This window comes from Rhodococcus sp. Leaf233 (genome assembly GCF_001426165.1).
Taxonomy (GTDB): Bacteria; Actinomycetota; Actinomycetes; order Mycobacteriales; family Mycobacteriaceae; genus Rhodococcoides; species Rhodococcoides fascians.
In genome coordinates this window covers 674542-691327 of record NZ_LMRO01000009.1, presented here as the reverse complement: position 1 = coordinate 691327, position 16786 = coordinate 674542, and the positions used below count along the sequence as shown (strand labels likewise).

Annotated in this window: 19 protein-coding genes; 8 read left to right on the top strand and 11 right to left on the bottom strand. The window is 64.1% G+C overall.

Annotated elements, in window-relative coordinates:
- Positions 1-33 precede the first annotated feature (33 nt).
- A complete protein-coding gene (locus ASH04_RS13960; protein WP_032390813.1) occupies positions 34-1752 on the bottom strand; it encodes a metallophosphoesterase in 1719 nt (572 codons plus the stop codon).
- Positions 1753-2187: 435 nt separating this feature from the next.
- Here ASH04_RS13960 and ASH04_RS13955 point away from each other — a divergent pair, with 435 nt between their 5' ends.
- A complete protein-coding gene (locus tag ASH04_RS13955; RefSeq protein WP_032371238.1) occupies positions 2188-2484 on the top strand; it encodes a hypothetical protein in 297 nt (98 codons plus the stop codon).
- Positions 2485-2577: 93 nt separating this feature from the next.
- Here ASH04_RS13955 and ASH04_RS13950 read toward each other — a convergent pair whose 3' ends face one another.
- The 5 genes from ASH04_RS13950 to mrf form a co-directional block, all read right to left on the bottom strand.
- A complete protein-coding gene (locus ASH04_RS13950; protein WP_057473746.1) occupies positions 2578-3759 on the bottom strand; it encodes an RtcB family protein in 1182 nt (393 codons plus the stop codon).
- Between the two features lie 311 nt (positions 3760-4070).
- Positions 4071-5135 (bottom strand): VIT1/CCC1 transporter family protein, encoded by a 1065-nt coding sequence (locus ASH04_RS13945; protein WP_032365912.1) that lies wholly within the window; start codon positions 5133-5135, stop codon positions 4071-4073.
- Positions 5136-5212: 77 nt separating this feature from the next.
- Complete coding sequence (gene rpmF, locus ASH04_RS13940) at positions 5213-5380, bottom strand: 50S ribosomal protein L32 (RefSeq protein ID WP_027496033.1); 168 nt, start codon at positions 5378-5380, stop codon at positions 5213-5215.
- Positions 5381-5383: 3 nt separating this feature from the next.
- Positions 5384-5644: a type B 50S ribosomal protein L31 gene (locus ASH04_RS13935; RefSeq protein WP_032365913.1), complete on the bottom strand. Its 261-nt coding sequence runs from the start codon at positions 5642-5644 to the stop codon at positions 5384-5386.
- Complete coding sequence (gene mrf / locus ASH04_RS13930; RefSeq protein WP_032365914.1) at positions 5641-6873, bottom strand: ribosome hibernation factor-recruiting GTPase MRF; 1233 nt, start codon at positions 6871-6873, stop codon at positions 5641-5643. Before mrf ends, ASH04_RS13935 begins: the two co-directional genes overlap by 4 nt.
- Positions 6874-7010: 137 nt before the next feature.
- On the opposite strand from mrf, the gene rpmB reads away from it, so the two are divergent.
- The 7 genes from rpmB (at position 7011) to ASH04_RS13895 (ending at position 10108) form a co-directional block, all read left to right on the top strand.
- A complete protein-coding gene (gene rpmB / locus ASH04_RS13925) occupies positions 7011-7247 on the top strand; it encodes a 50S ribosomal protein L28 (RefSeq protein WP_032365915.1) in 237 nt (78 codons plus the stop codon).
- A complete protein-coding gene (gene rpmG, locus ASH04_RS13920; RefSeq protein ID WP_170944568.1) occupies positions 7244-7414 on the top strand; it encodes a 50S ribosomal protein L33 in 171 nt (56 codons plus the stop codon). Before rpmB ends, rpmG begins: the two co-directional genes overlap by 4 nt.
- A 3-nt stretch (positions 7415-7417) precedes the next feature.
- Positions 7418-7723, top strand: a complete 306-nt coding sequence (gene rpsN / locus ASH04_RS13915) for a 30S ribosomal protein S14 (RefSeq protein WP_032365916.1) — start codon at positions 7418-7420, stop codon at positions 7721-7723.
- A gap of 14 nt (positions 7724-7737) precedes the next feature.
- Positions 7738-7992: a 30S ribosomal protein S18 gene (gene rpsR, locus ASH04_RS13910; RefSeq protein WP_008719028.1), complete on the top strand. Its 255-nt coding sequence runs from the start codon at positions 7738-7740 to the stop codon at positions 7990-7992.
- An 80-nt stretch (positions 7993-8072) separates the two neighbouring features.
- The gene (locus ASH04_RS13905) at positions 8073-8999 is read left to right on the top strand and encodes an AEC family transporter (protein WP_032365917.1); all 927 of its coding nucleotides are present in this window, start codon (positions 8073-8075) and stop codon (positions 8997-8999) included.
- 46 nt (positions 9000-9045) lie between these two features.
- Positions 9046-9510, top strand: a complete 465-nt coding sequence (locus ASH04_RS13900; RefSeq protein ID WP_057473745.1) for a hypothetical protein — start codon at positions 9046-9048, stop codon at positions 9508-9510.
- Positions 9511-9535: 25 nt separating this feature from the next.
- Complete coding sequence (locus ASH04_RS13895; protein ID WP_032371242.1) at positions 9536-10108, top strand: DUF1707 SHOCT-like domain-containing protein; 573 nt, start codon at positions 9536-9538, stop codon at positions 10106-10108.
- Here ASH04_RS13895 and ASH04_RS13890 read toward each other — a convergent pair whose 3' ends face one another.
- The 5 genes from ASH04_RS13890 to purN all read right to left on the bottom strand — a co-directional run bounded on the left by ASH04_RS13890 (position 10109) and on the right by purN (position 16742).
- A complete protein-coding gene (locus ASH04_RS13890) occupies positions 10109-12055 on the bottom strand; it encodes a vWA domain-containing protein (RefSeq protein WP_032365919.1) in 1947 nt (648 codons plus the stop codon).
- Complete coding sequence (locus ASH04_RS13885) at positions 12055-13440, bottom strand: ATP-binding protein (protein ID WP_057473744.1); 1386 nt, start codon at positions 13438-13440, stop codon at positions 12055-12057. Before ASH04_RS13885 ends, ASH04_RS13890 begins: the two co-directional genes overlap by 1 nt.
- Before the next feature lie 116 nt (positions 13441-13556).
- A complete protein-coding gene (locus ASH04_RS27215; protein ID WP_235580005.1) occupies positions 13557-14105 on the bottom strand; it encodes an endonuclease domain-containing protein in 549 nt (182 codons plus the stop codon).
- A gap of 469 nt (positions 14106-14574) precedes the next feature.
- Positions 14575-16131 carry a bifunctional phosphoribosylaminoimidazolecarboxamide formyltransferase/IMP cyclohydrolase gene (purH, locus tag ASH04_RS13875; RefSeq protein WP_032365922.1) on the bottom strand — a complete coding sequence of 519 codons (1557 nt, stop codon included), beginning with the start codon at positions 16129-16131 and terminating at the stop codon, positions 14575-14577.
- Complete coding sequence (gene purN, locus ASH04_RS13870) at positions 16128-16742, bottom strand: phosphoribosylglycinamide formyltransferase (protein ID WP_032371247.1); 615 nt, start codon at positions 16740-16742, stop codon at positions 16128-16130. The genes purH and purN overlap by 4 nt, the downstream gene beginning before the upstream one ends.
- Between the last annotated feature and the right edge of the window lie 44 nt (positions 16743-16786).

Genomic DNA, 16786 nt, shown 5'->3' with positions numbered 1-16786 from the left:
TAGCAGGGGTCGAAGTTCCACTCACATGGGCAGTCAGGAGGAACCGAAGATCGGGCCCACCGGGATGTCGCGCTCGAAGGTGAGGCGATCGAATTCGTTGCCGTATTCGTCGATCGCTCCGATGGACATCGTGCTGGCCTTGATACCCGGAATACCCGGCACCACATCGACTCTGACGAACGAGTAGTTCAGGAATCTCACGCGCGACCACGTGATCGACTCGGCCGCCTTGGTGCCGTCGGGTGCCCAGACGTAGCTGTTCGGAACAGCCGTGTCCGGCAACTCGTGGCCCCGGTAGCTGACGCCCTCGCCGTCCTGGAACGTGTAACGCGGACGGCCACCCCCGCCGACGGTGTAATACACGGTGCCGTCGGTCTTTCCGCGAACCGTGGCGTTGTCGCCGGCGACCCGCGTCGCACGGTTGGAGCGGATCGGATCGGTGCGCTCGAACACGTGGTTGTGCGCCTGGAGCACCACGTCGACCTCGTACTTGTCGAACAGCGATACCCACGCGTCACGTACGCCGCCGTCGCTCGCGTGCGTCGACGTGGTCGAGTAGGCGCAGTGATGAAAGAAGCAGACGATGAAGTCGATGTTCGGGTCTGCCCGATACTTGGCGAGAGTCTGCTCCACCCAGGTGTTCTGGGCTCCGCCGCTGTAGCCGGTGTTGGCCTTGATCTCGTAACTGACGTCGTTGGCGTCGAGCGAGAGCACCGCGGTGTTGCCGTACACGAACGAATACGCCGACGGGCACCCCTTCGGGCCAGTACTGGGCTGATCGAGACGTGCCGCGTGGCCACCGTATCCGTTGGGGCTGTACAGCGCCTCCATGTCGTGATTGCCGGTGGCGAACAACCACGGTGCCGTCGATGCGCTGGCCTCGATGGCCTGAAAATAGCCGTCCCAGACGAAGGGATTGAACTTGTCGAACCCCTTCGGTGGCGTCTTGCCGTGGCCCGCGAACTGCGGTGGCAGACCGGCACCCGACGGGTCCGCGTAGGCGATATCGCCGGCAAGAATGTGGAAGTCCGGACGCGACGCCTCGATCTGGCGATTGATGTTGCGCGCGTGGTTGACCGACGGTTCGTTGTCGGCCTTGTAGTACAGGTCGTCGTAGTCGCCGGCCACCAGACCCGCTGGCTGCGAGGGTGTTTCGTCGACGCCCTGGTCCCCCATCATGGTGAAGCGGAACGGAGCGATGCGTCCGGTCGGCAGCGCGGGAGATGCACTGCGAATGTCGCTGACGAAACCGTCTGCGGTACGCCATCGGTAATAGTGCGGCAGCTTGGGCGTCAGATTGTCGACGGGCACATGCACGTAGTACTGCTCGGCCGACAGAATGCCGCCATCGGTCTGCGGGACTTGGCTGACGAGGTTGCGCACCTCGGCGGAGGTCGTCGCTCCCAGTGCAGGCGTCGGGCCGTGATCGAGAAAGACACCGGTGATGCCGGGATTACGGGAAAGCTGAGCGGAGAATCGCAACTGCGTCGCCGGGTCGTTGCCGAAGCCCATGTGTCGACCGGCCACCGCCAGCGGCGCGTCCTGCGCATAGGCGGTGCGCGCGAACACCGAATTCCCGACGCCCACCGCGGCTGCCGTCGCTGCGGCACCGACCAGAAAGTTGCGTCGACTCACCGGGTGCCGCCGCAGGAACGACCGATGCCAGTCGTGCTGCTCGGCCATCGTCATGTTCTCGGCGAGCGTCCCCGGAATTCCGGTCGCGACGGTCTCGCCTGCGGGATTGAGCGTCATGAATCGATGGTGACCGTGAAGGCCCGTCAGGCGCTGAACGGAATGGAGCACTTCAGGTGAACAAGTGGAGAACACCGATGCACAACGGGACGAACGTGGACAATCCCGTCGGGGAGGAAAGCCCCGCGCCGGCCATCGATCGGTGGTGCGGGTATCGGGGCCGACCACGGACAAAGATTGGGCGAAACACAAGCAATCGAGCGCATGCCGGTGTGCTCGTCCAACCGAAACAGACATACGCGGCCTCGAACACGTCCAGTTCGTGGGCCAACTGCCCCGCCGCCCGCGAGATCCGCTGTTACTCTGATCACGAAACTTGAGGTCAGCGCCCGTTGGCTGAAGTTCGACGTGAGTTATACACCTCCGGTGATTGCACGCGCCCCTGTGGCTGCAGCCAGTCAACGGGAGCCAACAGTTGAAAACCGAGGAGAAGTCATGCTGAAGAAGTCGTTGACCGTAGCTGCACTGTCCATTGCCTGTGCGGTCGGATTCGCCCCGCTGGCGCAGGCCGCCGACGTGCCCGATTTCAAGGACAAGATCGAGGGCAAGTCGATCTCCGCCGCGCGAGCAATCATCAAGGACAGCGGCAACCTGATGCTGGTCAAGCTCGACGGCCCCATCAACGGATGCGAACTCGCAGATCGCGAAGCAACTGCCCTGCGCTCGGTGTACTTCGCGCCCATCGACCGCAGCAACGTGACCATCACCTTCTCGTGCCCCGAAGAGGAGTGAGTCTTCTCCTCCCCTAACGCCACGAAGGACGCGCACCGAGAGTGATCTCGGTGGCGCGTCCTTCGTCGTTCAACAGGTTGAGGCCCGGATCCGTCAGGTCCCCTTGACGTTGAGAATCTGGCGTAGCTCGTGCTCGACGCTCACCAGGTCGCGCGCGTCCTCCATCACGACATCGATGGACTTGTAGGCGTCGGGAATTTCGTCGATGAAGTCTGCACTGTCGCGAAACTCGATCCCCTTCATCCGCTCCTGCAGGTTCTCGTGGGTGAACCGCTTCCTGGCCTCGGTCCGAGAGAACTGCCGACCGGCACCGTGGGGTGCCGAGCACAGGCCGGCCTTGGAACCCTTTCCGACCACCACGTACGAGCGCGTTCCCATTGATCCGGGAATGATCGCCTTCACACCCTCGTGTGCGTCCACTGCACCTTTACGGGTGAGCCACACGTCCTTGCCGAAGTGCGTTTCCTTCACCGTGTAATTGTGATGGCAATTGATCCGCTCGACCTCGCGGTGGTCATCCGTTCCCATCCATTCGGCAAATACCGCGCCGAACCGGTCCATCATCTCGGCCCGGTTCAGGTACGCGAACCGCTGCGCCCACCTCAGATCTCTGATGTAATGCCCGAATTCACGGGAGCTCTCGGGCAGGTACGCCAAGTCCTTGTTCGCCAACGAGATCCACCACTGCGCACACAGACGCTGCGCAATCCCGATGTGCTTCTTCGCGATCTTGTTGCCGACGCCCCTCGACCCACTGTGCAGAAACAGCCAGACTCGATCGGTTTCGTCGAGGCACAACTCGATGAAGTGGTTGCCGCCGCCTAACGAACCGAGCTGCTCCCGCCACTGAGGTGAGTGGTTCAGCTCTACACCGTCCCTGGCCGCCAACTCCTCGAGTTCGAGCAGCTTTGGCGCAGTGAACTGCCATCGATCGACACCGACGTTGTAGTTGCCGGGCGAGAGGGGGATGCTGGCCTCGATGGCGAGTCGCAAATCCGTCAGGTTCCGTCCGTCGAGGTCATCGAGGGTGAATTCTGTTCGGACACCGATCATTCCGCAGCCGATGTCGACACCGACGGCGGCGGGAATCACGGCACCCAACGTCGGAATGACTGTTCCTACAGCACTTCCCATGCCGCTGTGCGCGTCGGGCATCAGGGCGACGTGTGGATGCACGAACGGCATCGATGCTGTTTCGCGAGCCTGCTCGAGCGTCTTGTCCTCGAGCTGTGACGCCCAGTTGAGCAGCCGTAAGCCCACCTTGTTCGGGGGCATGATGTTCCTTTCTGCCCCCTCGTCGAGAGAGAGCTATTCGATGGGTCGCTGTTTGCCGGTGAGAGCAGCACACAGCTCGATTGAATATGCGCGCAGCACAATGCTCGGACGGACTCTCGTGTCGAGAGCCGCGCAGGGCAGACAAGTGGCGCGCATGGCGATGACCCTATCGAGCTGAAAGTCTCCGACGCGAGCTAATTAATTCGCCCGGCGAGGATGGGAGACGGGACAGAATGCACAGAGTTGCGCTGATCAGCCGGGATCCCGTCGATGTGCGTCGCTACTGTGCATTCCGGCCCAATAATCGGAACCTACACTCCCCCACCGAATGCGAGTCCCAGTAGATACGTCGCCCCGGCCGCGCCGTATCCGATGGCGAGTTGGCGCAGTGCGCGTTTGACGGGCGGGCCGCCGCTGAGCAGTCCGACGATCAGACCCGTACAGATCAGTGCCAGTCCGACGAGTACCGCGGCAACGGCAAGGGCCACATAGCCTTCGAGGCCGAACAGGTACGGCAACACTGGGATGACCGCACCCGAGGCGAAGAAGCAGAAGCTCGCTGCGGCGGCACCGAGTCCGGTGCCGATGGATTCGTGCTCGTCGATGTCGGTGGCCGGTTCTTCGACGGCGGGCAGCAGTCGAATGACGTCCGCGGCTTTCGCGTCGGCTTCCTCGTGGGTCATTCCGCGAGCGCGGTAGACGAGGGCGAGTTCGTTGGCGTCGACGTCGAGGTGTTGAACGGCCTCATTCGCGGCGCTGTCGGGCGACGATGCCTCGAGCAGTTCGCGTTGCGAGCGCACCGAGACGTATTCGCCTGCTCCCATCGACAGCGCACCGGCGAGCAGTCCGGCGAGTCCGGTGACCAACACGATGTGGTTGGACACTCCGGATCCGCTGATGCCGAGCACCAGGGCGAGGTTGCTGACCAATCCGTCGTTGGCACCGAACACCGCGGCGCGGAAGGTTCCCGAGAGTCGATTACGGCCGCGCGCAGCCAATGCCCGGATGACCTCGGCGTGGATTTGCTCGTCGGCCGTCATCGCGTCGGTGGCATCCGCGTCGGTCGCGTAGGGCGAGCGGGTCTCGGCGCGTTGCGCGAGGGCGAGTACGAACACCGATCCGAAGCGGCGCGCCAGCACACCGAGTATCCGGGTACGAATGTCGCCTTTGAGTGGCATCCCGACGCGATCGCCGAGCAGATTTCGCCAATGCTGTTCGTGGCGACCTTCCGCGTCGGCCAACTCGAGCAGAATGTCGCGTTCCTCGCCGCTGCGCCGACCCGCCAGGTCGCGATAGACGGCGGCCTCGGCCCGCTCGTCGGCGAGATACTGCCGCCATCGCTTGACGTCCTTCGACGAAGGTTCCGTTCCGTCCATCGAGCAAACGTACCGGGCTCCGCCCTCGTGCGCGTTGTGCGTACCTGGAAGGGTGCACAACGCGCACGAGCGGGGGGTCAGCTCGGGTCGTACACCCCGGCCTGGACCGCTTTGACCAACCTGCGCGGCACTCTGAACTCACGGCCCTGAAAACGCACGGTCACGAGATCTGGGGCGACGGCCTTCCACTGTGCCCGTCGGCTACGCGTGTTGGAACGCGACATCTTTCTCTTCGGAACAGCCATGTCTCACGCCTCCTTTCGGCTTCGACGGCCGTAGCGCTTCTCGAACTTCTCGACGCGTCCCTGGGTGTCCATGACGCGTGTCGCCCCGGTCCAGAAGGGGTGCGATTCGGACGAGACGTCGACGACGATCAGGGGGTAGGTGTTGCCGTCTTCCCACTCGGTCTCGCGGGCGGACGTGACGGTGGATCGAGTGAGGAACTTGTTCCCGGTGCTCGAGTCCTGGAACACCACCGGGTGGTAATCGGGGTGGATGCCTGGCTTCATTCTGTTGCCTCTCGTGACTGGTCTGCGTACGGGGATTCGCTGCTCTCGCAGGGGTCTTCGTGCCATTGGCCGAACGGGTCGGTCCACGTGGCCCACTGAGCGGGATCGGTCATCTCGTCGTCGGACACCAACGCCCACTGCAGAGTTCGGTCGATCTCGGTGGGGTCGGCTTGATGTACCAAGATCACCAACGACGTGTCTCGATCGCCGAATTGCTCGTCCCACCGCAGCGCAGCCATCGCTCGCCGGGTGGTGTCGACGCGATCCTGTTCCACCGGAGTCATTGCCGCAAGCCACTTTCCGGCGCTCGCCACCCGTAGTCCGCCGCCGGCCGATTCGATCCACAGCGCTTCGTCGGGTTGCGTGGCCACCCATGCCCGTCCGCGAGCGGTGACGACGCCGTCGAGCAACACGTCGATGGCCTCGTGCAGTCGTTCGGGATGGAACGGCCGAGTTGCAGTGAACTCCACTAGTGCGACTCCGCAGTCGACGGACAAGGGCGGCTGGCCGCGCAGCAGCGGCGAGTGGGCGTCGGTGATCTCACCGCGCCGGGCATCGAAGGGCACGGACGCGAGAACTGCTGGGCCGTCGACCATCGAGTCCTGCGGAACCCAGACGACGGGTGCGTTCGGTGCCAACCGCGCGAGGACAGCCGCAAGCCTTGCACGCTCCCACGCGTCGACATCGGGACCTGCGGTGACGACGAGCGCGTCGGAGTAGTCCACCTGGCCTACTACCAACTGCGCGACGGTTCGATCGTCATCCCCACTCGCGACGATGCCTCGGTCGGCCAAGGTGTCGTCGCCGGTGGCGTCGGCCAGCCAGGTTGCGGCGTCGAGGCAGCCGATCACGGCCTCGATACGTACGTCCCTCGAGGCCGGTCCGTCGATCTGCCCCACCACGTCGGCGACGGTGACGTTGTCCACCGCCCAGCACAACGCCTCGGGCTCGAGCGCGGGGTCCAGAACGAGCACGATGCGATCGACACTGCTGCGACTCGACAGTGCACGTAGCAGCGGCAGCAGGTCCTCGCGCAGCGTGCAGGAGACACAGCCGTGCGCCAGTTCCAAGATCGTCTCGCGCGGGTTCTCACCCAGGACGAACAACGTTCGGCGTACGACGCCCTCGGTGACGCGGCTCAGGTCGTGGCGGACTGCGACAGTTCCCGGCGCGAGCAGCGATGTCACGACAGCGTCCATGGCTCCGGTCCAGCCGGAGACGAGGACCATCGGGGTTCGATCGTCCGGTGATGTGTTCACGAGCGCCTTTCTTCTCGACAACGATTGTCATTCTCTGAGGATGCACGCTACATTCGCTTGAACGCTTTGTCGAAAACGATTGTCATAACGACAAGAAAGGAGTGCTCATGTCAGCGCACTGCCAAGTCACCGGCCGCACCCCCAGCTTCGGAAAGTCGGTCTCGCACTCCCACGTGCGCACCAGCCGCAGGTGGGATCCCAACATCCAGCGCAAGACCTACTACGCCCCCAGCCTCGGACGCCGCGTCACCCTCACGCTCTCGGCCAAGGGCATCAAGACCATCGACCGCGACGGCATCGACGCCGTGGTGGCCAAGATCCGCGCACGTGGGGAGAAGATCTGATGGGCAAGAGCACCGACGTCCGTCCCATCGTCAAACTCAAGTCGACCGCCGGTACCGGCTACACCTACGTCACCCGCAAGAACCGTCGCAACGATCCCGACCGGCTCGTGATGAAGAAGTACGACCCGGTCGTCCGCAAGCACGTCGATTTCCGAGAGGAGCGCTGACCGGTGGCCAAGAAATCGAAGATCGCGAAGAACGAACAACGCAAGGTCGTCGTCGCGCGCTGGGCAACGCGTCGCGCCGAGCTCAAAGAGATCATTCGCAAGCCCTCGAGCAGCGATTCCGAGCGCGCGGGGGCCCAGGCGGCACTGCAGCGTCTGCCACGCGATTCGAGTCCGGTACGATTGCGCAATCGTGACGCTGCGGATGGACGTCCGCGCGGTTACCTACGGAAATTCGGGCTGTCCCGCGTGAAGATGCGCGAGATGGCTCACCGCGGGGAGCTGCCAGGCGTCCACAAGTCGAGCTGGTAAGGGAAAAGGTAGAGATGGCAGTCAAGAGAGCACCGTCGAAGAAGGTCCGCGCAGAGGCGGGACGTCGACCGAAGAAGAACCCGTTGAACGCCGCCAAGGTCACCACGGTGGACTACAAGGACATCAACCTTCTTCGTCAGTTCATTTCCGACCGCGGCAAGATCCGTAGCCGCCGGGTCACCGGGCTCACCCCGCAGCAGCAGCGCCAGGTCGCTGTTGCAGTGAAGAACGCTCGTGAAATGGCATTGCTGCCGTTCACCAGCCGCTGAATCAGCTTTCGAGAAAGGCCACGTAGCCCTGGGCTACGTGGCCTTTCTGTCGTTCCCAGCAAGAAACGAGCAGTTCTACGATGTCCGGCGTTCTCGAAGGCTTCACCGTCATCTTCGTCGTCATCGCACTGGGCTACCTGCTCGCCCATCTGAAAGTCCTCGGCGAACACGGCCAGTTCGTTCTGAGCCGACTGGTCTTCTTCGTGGCGACGCCGTCGCTGCTGTTCGTCACGTTGGCCAATTCGGACCTGTCGGTCATCCTGTCCCCCGTTCTTGCCGTCGCCGGTTCCACAGCGCTGCTCGTCGGGGCCATCTACTTCGTCATCGCGAAGCTCGCGCTGAAACGCGCCGTGCCCGACGCGACCGTCGGCGCCCTCGCGAGCTCCTACGTCAATGCCGCGAACCTCGGTATCCCGATCGCCGTGTTCGTTCTGGGCGACGCCAACTTCGTCGCTCCCCTGCTGCTGTTCCAGATCATGATCTACACGCCGATCGCGGTGACCGTCCTCGACATCTCCACCAAGATCGACGAGGTCTCTCTGTTCAAGACGGTCACGACGCCGTTCCGAAACCCGATCGTGCTGGCCGGGGCCGCGGGTCTCGTACTGTCGATCACCGGATTCGAGCTCCCCGAGGCGCTCATGCAGCCGTTCCAACTCGTCGGCAACCTCTCCGTTCCTGGTGCACTGCTCGCGTTCGGACTGTCGCTGTACGGCGCGCGGGTACTGCAGAAGGGCATCAGCCCGCGACGAGACGTGGCTCTGGCGACCCTGTTCAAGATGGCGCTGCAACCCCTGCTCGGGTATCTGATGGCCCGATTCGTCTTCGGCCTCGACGGGCACGACCTGTTCGCCATCGTCGTCGTCTCGGCACTGCCCACCGCGCAGAACGTCTTCGTCTTCGCGAGCCGCTACCAGCGAGGGGTCGTTCTGGCCCGCGACACGGCATTCGTCACCACACTGGTCTCGATTCCCGTCATCGCACTCGTCACGGTGCTGCTGGCATGAGACGAACACAAAGGTTCTCCTCAGCTCCCAGCGCTACTTTGGGTTCATGAGGTTTCTCGCTGCAGGTGTCATGCTGTGCCTGCTCTTGGCCGGCTGCAGCACCGCCGCCGGTGACGACGACGAGACGACACCGACAACGAACTCCACCACCCCCATCGGGTTCGTCCAGCAACCCAGCGCGCCGCCCGTGCCCCACGAAGTTCCCGTCGGCGACGTCGGCACGATGTTCGAGTCGACCCCGGATCTGATCCGCGCGACGACCACTCCGTTCGAGTCGTGGAGCCAGGTGTCCCCCAACACCATCGCGGTGCACTTCGTCACCGGCACGCCCGAGTGCTACGGAGCCGACGCGACGGTGACCGAGACCGATTCGGCCGTCACGATCGAACTGCGTACCGGGACCAGACCGGACGCCGAGGACAAGTCCTGCATCATGGTTGCCGTCTACGCCACCATGCAGATCACGCTGGCGTCGCCGCTGGGTCATCGCGCAATCCTGAATGCGGCCTGACCCGGTCGCCGGTAATGTCCGACCGGTGAGCGACCAACTACCCGACCGAAATCGAAGTACGGTGCGCGCTGCCGATGCCGATCGCAACCTCGTGGCGCAGCTGCTGAGCGACGCGTTCGCCAACGGTCAACTGACCGTCACCGAGTACGACGAGCGGACGGCCGCGGCGTACCGAGCGAAGACCTACGGCGACTTGGACCTGTTGACCGACGATCTGGCCCTCACCCCACCTCCGCAGACGACGCACACCGGTGCGCCCCAGACCGATCGGGCCATCGCGATCATGAGCGGATCGGTTCGCAAAGGCGAATGGACCGTCGCCGCACGCATCGACGCCCTCGCCTTCTGGGGCGGAGTGCAACTCGACCTACGCCGAGCGACGTTCTCGGCCCAGGAAACCACCATCAACTGCGTCGCGATCATGGGCGGCATCGAGATCACCGTGCCGCCCGGCATCGGCGTCGAGGTCCGCGGCACCGGAATCATGGGCGGATTCGAGCACGTCAGCGCCACTCACCCCGGTGCTCCCCGAGTGGTCATCACCGGACTCGCCTTCTGGGGCGGAGTCTCGGTCGACATCAAGGCAGCTGAGAAATGACTACGATCGCCGACGCTTGAGGTAGTCGCTCACCACCGCAGCACCCAATCCGTCCAGATCCGGCGCGATGACCCGGCCGCCGACCCGCTCGGCCATCTTGTCGACCACCCGGGCCAGACCGGGATCGTCACCGAGACGGAAAATCGTCACCTGCGCACCGAGTTTCGCGACGGTATCGAGCTCACGCACCGTCAAACCCAACGTCTTCGACGACGGCGGGTAATCGAAATACGCATGGCCGTCCGGCTCCAGATGAGCCGTCGGCTCACCGTCGGTGACGATCAAGACCACCGGCTGCGCATTGGGATGCCGACGCAGATGCCGCACTGCGAGCATCAACGCGTGATGCAGATTGGTGCCCTGATCGTAGGCACCGTCCAGGCCGGCGAGCTCCGAGGCCGTCAAAGTCTGTGCATGCCTGCCGAATCCGATCAGCTGCAGATCGTCCCCGCGGAATCGAGTGCTCACCAGATGATTCAGAGCCAGTGCGGTGCGCTTCATCGGTACCCAGCGGCCGTCCATCACCATCGAGAACGACGTGTCGACCAACAACGCCACCGCAGCCTGCGTCCGGGTTTCGGTCTCGCTGATCTCCACATCTGTCACCTGTAGCTGCACCGGAAAGCCCGATCCCTGTGCAGCCGTACGCAAGACGGCATTGTTGACCGTGCGGGTCACGTCCCACGGTTCGGTGTCGCCGAATTCCCAGGTGCGCGACGCTCCCGTCGGCTCTCCCATCGCGCCGGCCTTACGCGTATCTCGCTCGCCGCCGCGTCGAGACAGCTTTCCCGCGACATCCTTCAGCGCCGACTGCCCCAGCTGACGCATCGCCTTGGGCGACAGACGCCACTGACCGTCGGCACCCTTGTCCATGAAACCTTGCTGCTGCAGCGCCTTTTCGAGCTCGGAGAGCATCCGGGCATCGGCCGCAGCCTCCGGTCCGAGTTGCTTCAGCAACGCGTCGGCGTCGATATCGTCCAACGCTGCCCCGTTGTATTGCTGCGAGAGCTGATTGCCCAGATTCTCGAGATCGGCAATGTCCTGCAGGGCCCCGGTACCGTCGCCCAGACCCATTCCGTTCTCGCCGCGGAAGTTCTGCGAACCGTCCCAATCCTCACCGGGCCGGGCCTGCTGCAGATTCTGATCCAGTTGATCGAGCTGATCCAGCAGGTTCGAATCACCGAAGGCCTGCTGCGCCAACGCATCCAACTCGGCTCGCTGCTCGGGAGTCAGAGAGTTGCGTAGTCGCTGCGCGGCGGCAGCCCTTTCCGCCAGTGAATCGAGTAGCTCGTCGACATTCTTCGGATTCTCCGGAAAATGCTGACCGTGCTTGTTCATGAACTCGTCGAACTGCTCGTCGGTGTTCTCGCCCTTGTTGTGGGCGTCGAGCAGTTCGTTGAGGTCCTTCAGCATCTCGCTGATGGCCTGGCGATCCTGCTCGGTGGCACCTTCGAGAGCCTGCTTCATGCCGGCGAATCGCTGATCGAGCATCTCGCGGCCGAGCAGATCCTTGATCTTCTCGTAGTTCTCGCGCCCCTCCGACGAACGCCAGTCGTAATCCGAGAGCTCCTGCACCGCTTGGGCGGTCGACGGAGACAGATCGCCGATCTGCATCTCCTGGAACCGCGCATCGTCGTCGAGGGCACGCGCCAACGCCTTACGCTCCTCGAGCACCGCCTTGTCCAGCAGCTCACGCACTTCCTGCAACGTGCCATCGAGGTTGTTCTGCTTCAACAGATCTCGGCGACGCTTGGCAGCCTGGGCCGCGAGGTCGTCGAGCCCGCGCATGTTCTTCGTTCCGCGCCGCAGCATCTCCTGCAACGCCCGGCGAGGCGACGCCCCCTCGAGGACGTCCTCGCCGATCGCATCCAACGCCTCCCGCAGATCGACGGGAGGAGCCAGTGGATCCGGGCCCTCGTGATAGCGCCCGTACCTGGAGCGACGCATCAGCTGTACACCGTCTGGCCGTCGTCGTCGGGATCCTTCGAGATCCGCCGCGCGAGGTAGAGACCTTCGAGTGCCAGTTCGACGGCGGCTGCTTTCTCGCCGTCCGAGGTCGCCTTCAACCGCTCGGTGATGTCGCCGATCACGGCCACGTCGGGCAGCTCGTCGAGCAGAGCCTTTGCGGTGATGCGATCGCCGGTGACGATCGGGTCGCCGGTCTCGACGGCCGTCACCAACGCCGCGAGGTTCAGGCCGCCCAAGTGTGCCCGGACGGTATCGGCCGTCGCGCGTCGCAGCATGTGTTCGAGAACCTCGATTTCGCGGCCTTCTTCGCCCGACTCGAACTCGACCTTGCCGCGCAGCACCTCGATGATCGTTCCCAGATCCACCGGCCGCGCCACGGCGTCCGCTTCGCCGAGTATCGCGGCGCGGTGAACCGCTGCGGCAGCGATCGTTTCGGCAGCGGCGATCGCGAATCGTGCCGAGACGCCGGAGCGCTGGTCGACCGACGGCGATTCGCGCAGCAGTCGAGTGAATCGAGCGAGCACCTCGAGCAGGTATGCCGGGACCTCGGCCTGCAGGTCCGCTTCCTGATCGATGACGGCTACCTCGGCGTCCAGCTCGAGCGGGTAGTGCGTTCTGATCTCGGCACCGAAGCGGTCCTTGAGCGGGGTGATGATGCGTCCGCGATTGGTGTAGTCCTCGGGGTTGGCGCTGGCCACCAACATGACGTCGAGCGGGAGCCGCAGGGTGTAGCCGCGGACCTGAATGTCGCGCTCCTCCATGACGTTGAGCAGCGACACCTGAATGCGCTCGGCGAGGTCGGGAAGTTCGTTGATGGCCACGATGCCGCGGTGACTCCGCGGAACCAGACCGAAGTGAATGGTCTCCGGGTCGCCCAGGCTGCGGCCCTCGGCGACCTTCACCGGATCGACATCGCCGACGAGGTCGGCCACCGAGGTATCCGGGGTCGCGAGCTTCTCGGCGTACCGCTCGCTCCGGTGCCGCCACTCGATGGGCAGATCGTCGCCCAGTTCCTTCGCTCTACGAATACTCGCAGGGGTGATGGGCTCGTACGGATGCTCGCCCAGTTCGGCACCGGCGATCACCGGCACCCACTCGTCGAGGAGCAGGTTGAGGGTACGCAGCAGACGGGTCTTGCCCTGCCCACGCTCACCCAGCAGAACGACGTCATGACCGGCCAGAATCGCGCGCTCGAATTGCGGCAGCACCGTCGACCCGAAGCCGACGATCCCCGGCCACGGATCTTCGCCGTCACGCAACGCCGTCAAAAGATTTTCGCGGAGCTCTTCCTTGATCGACCGCTGCCGATGTCCGGATGCCTTGAGTTCGCCGAGAGTGGAGATGCCAGGTTTGGTGGAGGTCACTTCTCCACGCTACGAGCGTTTGACGATTGCTGCCATCTAGTGGTCCGTTGTGGTTCCGTCGAGTTCGCACTTATGCCACCCGAACTGGACAAATCCCCTGCACAACTGCGATCTCGCTAGATCGGTGCTCCTGCCTCACGGAGCTTGGCCCGAACTCGACGGACCACTTCGTCGGGACGACGGCGGAGTTGTTCGGAATTGACCCGAACGATATGCCAGTCGCACTGCTGCAAGTCCTCGTACCGCTCGATGTCGCGGGTCCGCTGACGCTCGTCGAGCCAGTGCTGCACCCCCTCGTATTCCACCCCGACACGCCACCTCTCCCACCCCATGTCGATCCGCGCGACAAATCGACCACGTGCATCTCGAACGTCGATCTGGGTGGTGGGTTTCGGAAGTCCAGCGTCGATCAGCAACAGTCGGGTGCGCGTCTCCTGCGGCGATTCCGCACCTCCATCCACCCGACCGAGGGCGTCGAGCAGCACCCGGATACTCCGACACCTCGGACGCAGTGACGCGAATGCACTCACCGCATCCCGCTCGAGGCCGGTCGCGGCCATGAGTGAATCGAGGAAGATCACGGACTGCGGTGACGGAACCCATCGCCCGATATCGAACGCGGTCCGTACCGGGTTGGTCACCGCCACCCCGCCGACAACGAGCACATCGCCAGGCTCGATCGAATCGCGCCGGAGGATCAGCCCTGGGAATGAATGTGATTTTTCCAGCGCAAGCACAGTGGGTGGCACCGAGGCGTCGACCCATCGCGCGCCATGTATAGCGGCCGCCGAAGTACCCGCGACAATTGCGCTGTTGCCGACGCACACAGATGCCGCCACAGCCAGGGTCCGCGCATCCAGGGTGGTTCCCGTGGGCACATACGTGTCACGGAACACTCGTACATTGTCGCGGCTCAGTCGGTGACGGCTCAACGAACCGGACTGCACTGCAACCGACCCACGAAACGGTCCTGACTCGATCCCCATCGCTCAACCCTGGCAGGGTCGAGCCCCTCGAAACGGCCAGCAGCGCGATCTGTGGACAACTATTCGGTCATCCACAGATCGCCGAGATCGCAGTTATGCGAGCGGAAATGGTGTAAAAGGCTGCACAACTGCGATCTCGACGGAGCAGCTAGTGGGCGAAGTGCCGCGAACCCGTGAGATACAGCGTCACGCCCGCGTCCTGTGCAGCAGCGATCACTTCGTTGTCGCGGACCGAACCACCGGGCTGCACAACGGCTTTGACGCCCGCGGTCATGAGGACCTGCAAGCCGTCGGGGAACGGGAAGAAGGCATCGGAGGACGCGACCGAACCGACGACGCGATCCCCGGCACGCTGGACTGCGAGGTGGGCGGCGTCGACGCGGTTGACCTGGCCCATTCCGACGCCGACCGACGCGCCGTCGTGGGCGAGCAGAATTGCGTTGGACTTGACGGCTCGTCCTGCGCGCCAAGCGAATTCGAGATCCTTGAGGGTCTGCTCGTCGGCGGGTTCGCCGGCGGCCAGGGTCCAGTTGGCCGGATCGTCGCCGTCGGCGTCGATGACGTCTCTCTGCTGCAGCAGTGCCCCGCCGGAGATCGGCTTGAGTTCGACGCCCGACGTGGGCGGCGCTTCTGCGAGCAGAACTCGAATGTTCTTCTTGCGCTGCAGCACTCCCAGCGCGCCGTCGGCGTAGGACGGCGCGATGATGACCTCGGTGAAGATCTCGGCGACCTGCTCGGCCATCTCGACGGTGACCTCACGGTTGGCCGCGATGACGCCGCCGTAGGCACTAACGGGGTCGCACGCATGCGCCTTGCGGTGCGCCTCGGCGATGTCGGTGCCGACGGCGATGCCGCACGGGTTTGCGTGCTTGATGATAGCGACGGTGGGCTCCGAGTGATCGAACGCTGCCCGCCAGGCCGCATCCGAATCGGTGAAGTTGTTGTACGACATCTCTTTTCCGTGCAGCTGCTCAGCCTGCGCGATGCCGGCAGCAGCGGAGGAGTCGACGTACAGGGCAGCCTTCTGGTGCGGGTTCTCGCCGTACCGAAGTACTGCGGAGCGGTCCCAGGTGCCGCCGATCCACTCGGGAAACACCGTCTCGGTGTCGGGAGTCAGGACGCTCGACATCCACGACGCCACTGCGACGTCGTATGCCGCGGTGTGCTGAAATGCCTGCGCGGCAAGAGATGTGCGCTCGGCGAGCGTGAATCCGCCACCGGAGACAGCGGTGAGTACGTCGTCGTACCGGCTCGGGTCGACGACAACCGCGACCGACGGGTGATTCTTGGCTGCGGCGCGCACCATCGACGGGCCGCCGATATCGATCTGCTCGACGCATTCGTCGGGTGTCGCACCGCTGGCGACGGTCTCGGTGAACGGGTACAGGTTCACCACGACGAGCTCGAACGCCTCGATGCCCAGCTCGTCCAACTGAGCCAGGTGCTCGGGCTTGCGGGTGTCGGCAAGGACCCCGGCATGGACGCGAGGATGCAGCGTCTTGACGCGACCCTCGAGGGTTTCGGGGAATCCGGTGAGGTCCTCGACCTTGGTGACCGGGATTCCGGCGTCGGCGATCTTGCTCGCCGTCGATCCGGTGGACACCAGAGCGACGCCCGCGGCATGCAAACCGGTCGCAAGTTCGATCAGTCCGGTCTTGTCGTAGACACTGACCAGTGCGCGGCGCACCGCTTTACGTTCACTCATCGGATTATCTGAGCCTTTCGTCCATCGGAGGTGACACCTTTGGCTGCGACCGCTGCGATCACGTCGACCAGCAACCGTCGTTCCACAGTCTTGATGCGTTCGTGCAATGCCGCTTCGTCGTCGCCGTCGAGAACGGGCACGGCTTCCTGAGCCAGGATCGGCCCGGTGTCGACGCCGGAATCGACCAGATGCACCGTCGAACCGGTCAGTTTGACGCCGTGGTCCAGCGCGTCTCGAACGGCGTGCGCACCCGGGAACGACGGCAACAGCGCTGGGTGCGTGTTGACGATCCGGCCGGCGAACGCGTCGAGAAATCGAGGACCGAGGATCTTCATGAACCCTGCGGTGACGATCAGATCGGGCTCGAACCCCAGTGCAGCGTCGGTGAGCGCCTCATCCCAGGCCGCCCGATCGGCGAAGTCCCGCAAGCCGATACGAAAATGTGGGATCGCGGCATCGTCGGCATGACGAGCGGCCGCGCACTCTCGATCGACTCCGACGGCCACGATGCGCGCCGGGTAGTCCTCGGCAGTTGTCGCGGCGACGAGCGACTGCAGGAGCGAGCCGGTCCCCGACGCGAGGACGACGACCCGCGCGGGTGTCTCACGCAAGGCAGTCAGCGCACTACTCCTGAGGTATCGAGGGGATCGTTCGA

Bases quoted from the DNA above. Each gene is read 5' to 3' on its own strand.
- ASH04_RS13945 (WP_032365912.1), bottom strand. From the start codon at position 5,135: ATGGACGGAACGGAACCTTCGTCGAAGGACGTCAAGCGATGGCGGCAG.
- ASH04_RS13960 (WP_032390813.1), bottom strand. From the start codon at position 1,752: ATGACGCTCAATCCCGCAGGCGAGACCGTCGCGACCGGAATTCCGGGG.
- rpsR (WP_008719028.1), top strand. From the start codon at position 7,738: ATGGCAGTCAAGAGAGCACCGTCGAAGAAGGTCCGCGCAGAGGCGGGA.
- ASH04_RS13955 (WP_032371238.1), top strand. From the start codon at position 2,188: ATGCTGAAGAAGTCGTTGACCGTAGCTGCACTGTCCATTGCCTGTGCG.
- ASH04_RS13890 (WP_032365919.1), bottom strand. From the start codon at position 12,055: ATGCGTCGCTCCAGGTACGGGCGCTATCACGAGGGCCCGGATCCACTG.
- mrf (WP_032365914.1), bottom strand. From the start codon at position 6,873: ATGGTCCTCGTCTCCGGCTGGACCGGAGCCATGGACGCTGTCGTGACA.
- ASH04_RS13950 (WP_057473746.1), bottom strand. From the start codon at position 3,759: ATGCCCCCGAACAAGGTGGGCTTACGGCTGCTCAACTGGGCGTCACAG.
- rpmB (WP_032365915.1), top strand. From the start codon at position 7,011: ATGTCAGCGCACTGCCAAGTCACCGGCCGCACCCCCAGCTTCGGAAAG.
- ASH04_RS13900 (WP_057473745.1), top strand. From the start codon at position 9,046: ATGAGGTTTCTCGCTGCAGGTGTCATGCTGTGCCTGCTCTTGGCCGGC.
- ASH04_RS13905 (WP_032365917.1), top strand. From the start codon at position 8,073: ATGTCCGGCGTTCTCGAAGGCTTCACCGTCATCTTCGTCGTCATCGCA.
- ASH04_RS13935 (WP_032365913.1), bottom strand. From the start codon at position 5,644: ATGAAGCCAGGCATCCACCCCGATTACCACCCGGTGGTGTTCCAGGAC.
- rpmF (WP_027496033.1), bottom strand. From the start codon at position 5,380: ATGGCTGTTCCGAAGAGAAAGATGTCGCGTTCCAACACGCGTAGCCGA.
- purH (WP_032365922.1), bottom strand. From the start codon at position 16,131: ATGAGTGAACGTAAAGCGGTGCGCCGCGCACTGGTCAGTGTCTACGAC.